The following is a 4,627-nucleotide window of genomic DNA, read 5'->3' on the forward strand; positions in this document are numbered from 1 at the left end:
TGCTCGTGCTGGCGACCTCGATCGCCGGGCTCGCCGCGGCGATCGAGATCGCCAGCGTGGGGCTGCAGGTTCGTGTCCTGGTGCCGAGCCCGGAGGGGCTTTCCCCCGCCGGGGTGGTTCGGGACGGCTCCGGGGCGCTCGCCGCTCTGGTGGCAGAGCTCGGCGACGCCCCGCCCGCGCTGCGCGACGTGCCCGCCGGCCGCACGCTGCTCCGGGCGAAGTCCGGCGCGCTGCGCCCGGTGCCCGCGGACTCGGTGTTCGGGATCCCCTCGTCGCCCCTGGCCCGTGAGGTCTCTGCCCTGATCGGCTCGGGCGGCGCCTTTCGCGCGTACATCGACCGGTTGCGCCCCGTGCTCACCATCGGGAAGGAGCGCTTCCTCGGGCCGCTCGTGCGCTCTCGGCTGGGCCTGGCCGTCGCCGAGCGGCTCGTCGGCCCCCTCATTCGGGAACGCTACGGTGTGGGTCCGGACGAGGTCGAGGTTGCCGTCGCGGTCCCCGGGCTGAACGAGGCGCTGACACGGGTGGGTTCCCTGAGCGGCGGGGTCCTGGACGTCGCCGCCGACAGCGTTGCACGTGAAACCCCGGTGCTGCCCGAGGGCGGATGGCCCGTGCTGATCACGGCGCTGCGTGACCGCCTCGACTTCTTCCAGGCGGAGACCGTTCTCGCCGATCTCGCTCACGCGGCGGACAACCCCGACGTCCGATACCGCTGGTCGATTCGTGATTCCGAAGGCGGGGAGCACCTGGCTCGCGCCCTGGTCACCGAGGCGGACCCCGCGGGCGTGACCGGGGGGCCTTTCGCGGCCCCCGCGGCGCGGACGACGCGGACGTATGCTGAATTTCGCATGGGAGCGGGGGTGCTCGCCCCCGAGGCGGCCGCGGCGCTCGAGGCCGAGCCCCGCGGTGAGCTCCTGGAGACCCTTCGCGCGGGCTCCGGGGCGGACTGGAGCCTCAGGATCGTGGGGGGCGCTCACCCGAGGGCGCGCCTGTCCGGCCCCCGCGACTCCCTGGGACACGTGGTGACCGATGCGGAGCTGCGGGCGGTCCTCGCCGGGTCGACGCTGCTGGCCAGCGACCCGGCTGCGGCCGCGATCGTCCAGGACGTGCCACTGCGCCGCTGGACCGAACCGGCCCCGGAGCTGAGCCGCGACGACGCCCAGCACCGTGCGGCGGAGCTGGCCGCGGCGAGGGAGGCGCGGCCAGAGCGGCTCGCGGTGGGCGAGGCGGTGAGCGGTCCCGGGCTGTCGAGCGCGGTGGCAGACGCCCGCGCCGCGGCGGTGCCCCTGCGCCGCCGCCTTGCCGGGATCGCCTAGCCGTTGCCCCCGCGCTTCCCGGCTGCTCGGCGCGGCCCGGACTCAGGCGGCACTCAGGCTCGGCGCGCATATGGGGGAATCAGAATATGATTTGCGTATTCGGCGCGCTAGGCTGGGAAAACCAGCCAACCGGTACAACACTTGGGAGTGCTCATGAAAGGCAAAATCGCGTTCGTCCTCGGAGCGGGCCTCGGCTACGTGCTCGGCAGCCGCGCCGGTCGGGAACGATACGAACAGATCAAGGCCGGGGCCACCAAACTCTGGAACACGGCGCCGGTGCAGCGCGGCCGTGACGAGGTGAACGGCTTCGTCAGCACGAAGACGCAGCGCCTGCAGGACTCCGTCGTCGAGGCCGGGAAGGTCTTCGTGAAGAGCGTGACCGACTTCTCCAACTCCGGTCGGAAGGACGCCGCGCGCGCCGTGCAGGAGGCCACCAGCCCGGCTGCCCCCGCGCAGGCGACCCCGCGGGAGGCGCCGGAAGCGGGGACGACGGGCGCAGAGCGGTGAGTCGGCGCTCGGACGAGGCGGGTACCTTTCAGCTGCTCGCCCAGCTCCCCAACCAGATCATGGCGCTCGGCAAGGCCGAGTACCAGAACGCGAAGCGCGAGGTCGGGCGGCAGGCGAAGAAGCTGGGCATCGGCGCGGTTGCGCTGATCGTCGCGCTGTTCTTCCTGTTCTTCTCGCTCGCGGCCTTCGTAACCGCCGCGATCGCGGGCCTCGCCGTCGTGTGGCCTGTGTGGCTCTCCGCCCTGGTGATCGCCCTGGCGCTGCTGGCAGTGGCCGCGCTCGCGGTGTGGTTCGGGGTCAACCGGATCAAGAACGGGAACCCGGTGCCCGAAGAAACCATCGGACGAATTGAGTTGGACGTGCAGCGTCTGGCAGAGCGAGGGGAGAACCGGTCGTGACGAGTCTTGAGGCGGAGCGGGTCCGCGGCCAGCTCCAGCACGCGAACGAGACCGCGATGCTCCGGGCCGAGCTGAACGACACCCTCAGCCAGCTCCAGGACCGGCTGAACGTCTCCAAGCGGATCGACGAGGCCGTCGACGACGCCAAGGTCCGCGTTGTCGACCTCAAGCGCCGTCGACCCACCGCCTTCATCGCCGGGGTCGTCGGGGTCGCCGCAATCGCCGGTTTACTCACCTGGAACGTCGTGCGGAAGGTTGCCGTCCGCTGAGGACCCGATCATTGGGTACTATGGTGGGCAACCCCCGAACCGAGAGAAACACGCTCTGTGTCGGGAATCCGAAAGATTCACAATTTTGGTGCCCCCGGGCAGCAGGCGAGGGTAGGTCTGAATGAATGCGTGCGAGGTGACTCGATCGGTATGACTCAAGGGAAGCCGCTCGACGGCGTGCGCGTGCTCGTTCCCCGCGGAGGGTCTTGGGGAGACCTGGTGGCAAAAACGCTGCGTGAACGCGGGGCGACGCCGGTCATCGCCCCCCTGATCGACTTTGCGCACACGGGGGAACAGGACAAGCTCGAAGCCGCGCTTGAACGCCTGGAAGCCGGGGAGTTCGACTGGATTACCGCGACCAGCGCCACGGTCGTTGACGTGCTCGCGCACCACAACGCCGTCATCCCCAAGCGCACGCAGGTTGCCGTGGTCGGCGAGACGACCGCTGCCGCCTTCGAGGCTGCCGGGTATCAGGTCAGCCGCACCCCGAGCCCCGGGAACAACACCGCCCGCGGGCTCCTGGAAGAGTGGCCCGAGATCGCCGAGGAGGGCACGCTGCGCGTGCTCACCCTGCGCTCCAGCATCGCGAAGCCCGTGCTCACCGGGGGGCTGATCGAGCGTAAGCACGACGTCACCCAGGTCGTTGCCTTTCGCACCATCGGGGTGCCCGCCTCGGCGTGGGTTCGCGAGGACGTCGCCTCCGGGCGCATCAACGCGCTCCTGGTCACCTCCGAGACCATCGCGCGCGAGGTGCACGAGCAGTTTCCGGAGCTGCCCCAGGACACCGTGGTGGCCTGCATCGGCACGCAGACCCAGATCGTCGCGGAGCAGCTCGGCCTGCACGTTGACGTGGTCGCCGAGACGCTGACGACGCAGTCCCTGATTGACGCGGTCGTCTCGGTCACGGAGCCCAACGAAGACGAGATGGACTAGGCCCCCCGGCGAGTTCTCGGCTCGCTTCGGCGGCTTTCGCGATGAATTCTCCGGCTCGCCGGTGATTCTGAGCTCGTATGCGTGCGCGGGATGCCCCGAGGAGGCAGACTAGGAGCATGGCGAGAATCGAAGTGCACGAGGACCGGGTGGTGATCCAGCTGACGACGTCCGAAAAGGCGCTCGCCATGCGCCGACGTGACGTGGTCATCGAGCGATCGGCGATCACCTCGGCGCTGATCACGGACGATCCGTGGATCTGGATCCGCGGCGTGCGTTCCCCGGGCACCCACGTGCCGGGCACCCTCGCCTTCGGCACCTGGCGCAACCTCGGCGGTCGGGACTTCGTGCTGGCCCGCTCGAAACGCCGGGCCATCGTCATCGACCTCGACCAAGACCTCGCGCGCGCCGGCACCGGGGCGCACCAGGACGAGGAAGACGGCGAGTTCGACGACTTCTCGCGCGTGATTCTGTCGACCTCGCACGCGGCGGAACTCATCACCGCGCTCCGCCTCGAGGGCGACGAGCGCAGCGTCCACTCCACGGCCTAAACGCAAGCCCGCGCCTGGCTCCGGCCCGGGCCGGAGCCAGGCGCGTCGGATGCCCTAGTTCAGGCGCTCGGTGTCCGCGGGGATCGCTCCGTCCGCGTGCAGCGACTCCCCAAGCCGCTTGAGCGCGGTCAGGGCGACGTTCTGGGGCATCGGGCCGTAGGTGATGCGCGCGACGCCCAGGGCCTCGTACTCGGCCGCGGTGAGGGCGCCGGGCAGGCCGATCACGCTGATCTTTCGCTCGCCGATGCCCGCGACGAGCTGTTCTGTGGTGTCCCGGTCGAGGACCCCGGGCACGAACACGGTCTCCGCGCCCGCGTCGAGGTAGGCGCGACCCCGCTCGATGGCGTCGGCAATATTCGCGTCGAGCCCGCGGTCCCCGCCGCGGACGAAGGCGTCGGTGCGGGCGTTCAGCACGAAGGGCACCCCCTCGGCCTCGGCGGCGGCCATCACGGCCTCGTACCGGGCAACCTGCTCGGCGAGCGGGGCCAGGCGGTCCTCAATGTTCGCGCCGACCACGCCGACGCCGATGGCGCGGCGCACCGTCTCCGCGGCGTCGCCGAAGCCGGCGTCGAGGTCAGCCGTGACCGGGTGGCTGCTGGCGAGCACGATCCGCTCGGTGGCGGCGAGCATCAGCTCGACGGGGATCTGCTCCCCGTCCT

Annotated in this window: 7 protein-coding genes; 6 read left to right on the forward strand and 1 reads right to left on the reverse strand. The window is 70.7% G+C overall.

Going from position 1 to position 4,627, the window contains the following annotated elements; translation table 11 throughout:
* The 6 genes from OOT08_RS10335 to OOT08_RS10360 all read left to right on the forward strand — a co-directional run.
* Nucleotides 1-1,313 (forward strand): hypothetical protein (locus OOT08_RS10335; RefSeq protein ID WP_325092567.1); only part of this gene is annotated, 1,313 nt, incomplete at its 5' end.
* Between the two features lie 153 nt (nucleotides 1,314-1,466).
* A complete protein-coding gene (locus tag OOT08_RS10340) occupies nucleotides 1,467-1,820 on the forward strand; it encodes a YtxH domain-containing protein (RefSeq protein ID WP_325092568.1) in 354 nt (117 codons plus the stop codon).
* Entirely contained in the window at nucleotides 1,817-2,218 is a 402-nt protein-coding gene (locus OOT08_RS10345) for a phage holin family protein (RefSeq protein ID WP_325092569.1), read from the forward strand. The genes OOT08_RS10340 and OOT08_RS10345 overlap by 4 nt, the downstream gene beginning before the upstream one ends.
* Nucleotides 2,215-2,487 (forward strand): DUF3618 domain-containing protein, encoded by a 273-nt coding sequence (locus tag OOT08_RS10350; RefSeq protein WP_325092570.1) that lies wholly within the window; start codon nucleotides 2,215-2,217, stop codon nucleotides 2,485-2,487. The genes OOT08_RS10345 and OOT08_RS10350 overlap by 4 nt, the downstream gene beginning before the upstream one ends.
* Before the next feature lie 150 nt (nucleotides 2,488-2,637).
* Nucleotides 2,638-3,420 carry a uroporphyrinogen-III synthase gene (locus tag OOT08_RS10355; protein WP_325092571.1) on the forward strand — a complete coding sequence of 261 codons (783 nt, stop codon included), beginning with the start codon at nucleotides 2,638-2,640 and terminating at the stop codon, nucleotides 3,418-3,420.
* Nucleotides 3,421-3,536: 116 nt separating this feature from the next.
* Entirely contained in the window at nucleotides 3,537-3,968 is a 432-nt protein-coding gene (locus OOT08_RS10360) for a hypothetical protein (RefSeq protein WP_325092572.1), read from the forward strand.
* 54 nt (nucleotides 3,969-4,022) lie between these two features.
* On the opposite strand, the gene OOT08_RS10365 is transcribed toward OOT08_RS10360, so the two are convergent.
* Nucleotides 4,023-4,627, reverse strand: a 605-nt coding sequence (locus OOT08_RS10365) for an isocitrate lyase/PEP mutase family protein (RefSeq protein ID WP_325092573.1), incomplete at its 5' end; no start/stop codon positions are given.

The sequence above is a fragment of the Leucobacter sp. M11 genome, from assembly GCF_035726885.1.
GTDB lineage: Bacteria > Actinomycetota > Actinomycetes > Actinomycetales > Microbacteriaceae > JAPFRB01.

Coding starts and splice junctions, on each gene's coding strand:
- OOT08_RS10340 (WP_325092568.1), top strand. CDS start 1,467: ATGAAAGGCAAAATCGCGTTCGTCCTCGGAGCGGGCCTCGGCTACGTG.
- OOT08_RS10360 (WP_325092572.1), top strand. CDS start 3,537: ATGGCGAGAATCGAAGTGCACGAGGACCGGGTGGTGATCCAGCTGACG.
- OOT08_RS10355 (WP_325092571.1), top strand. CDS start 2,638: ATGACTCAAGGGAAGCCGCTCGACGGCGTGCGCGTGCTCGTTCCCCGC.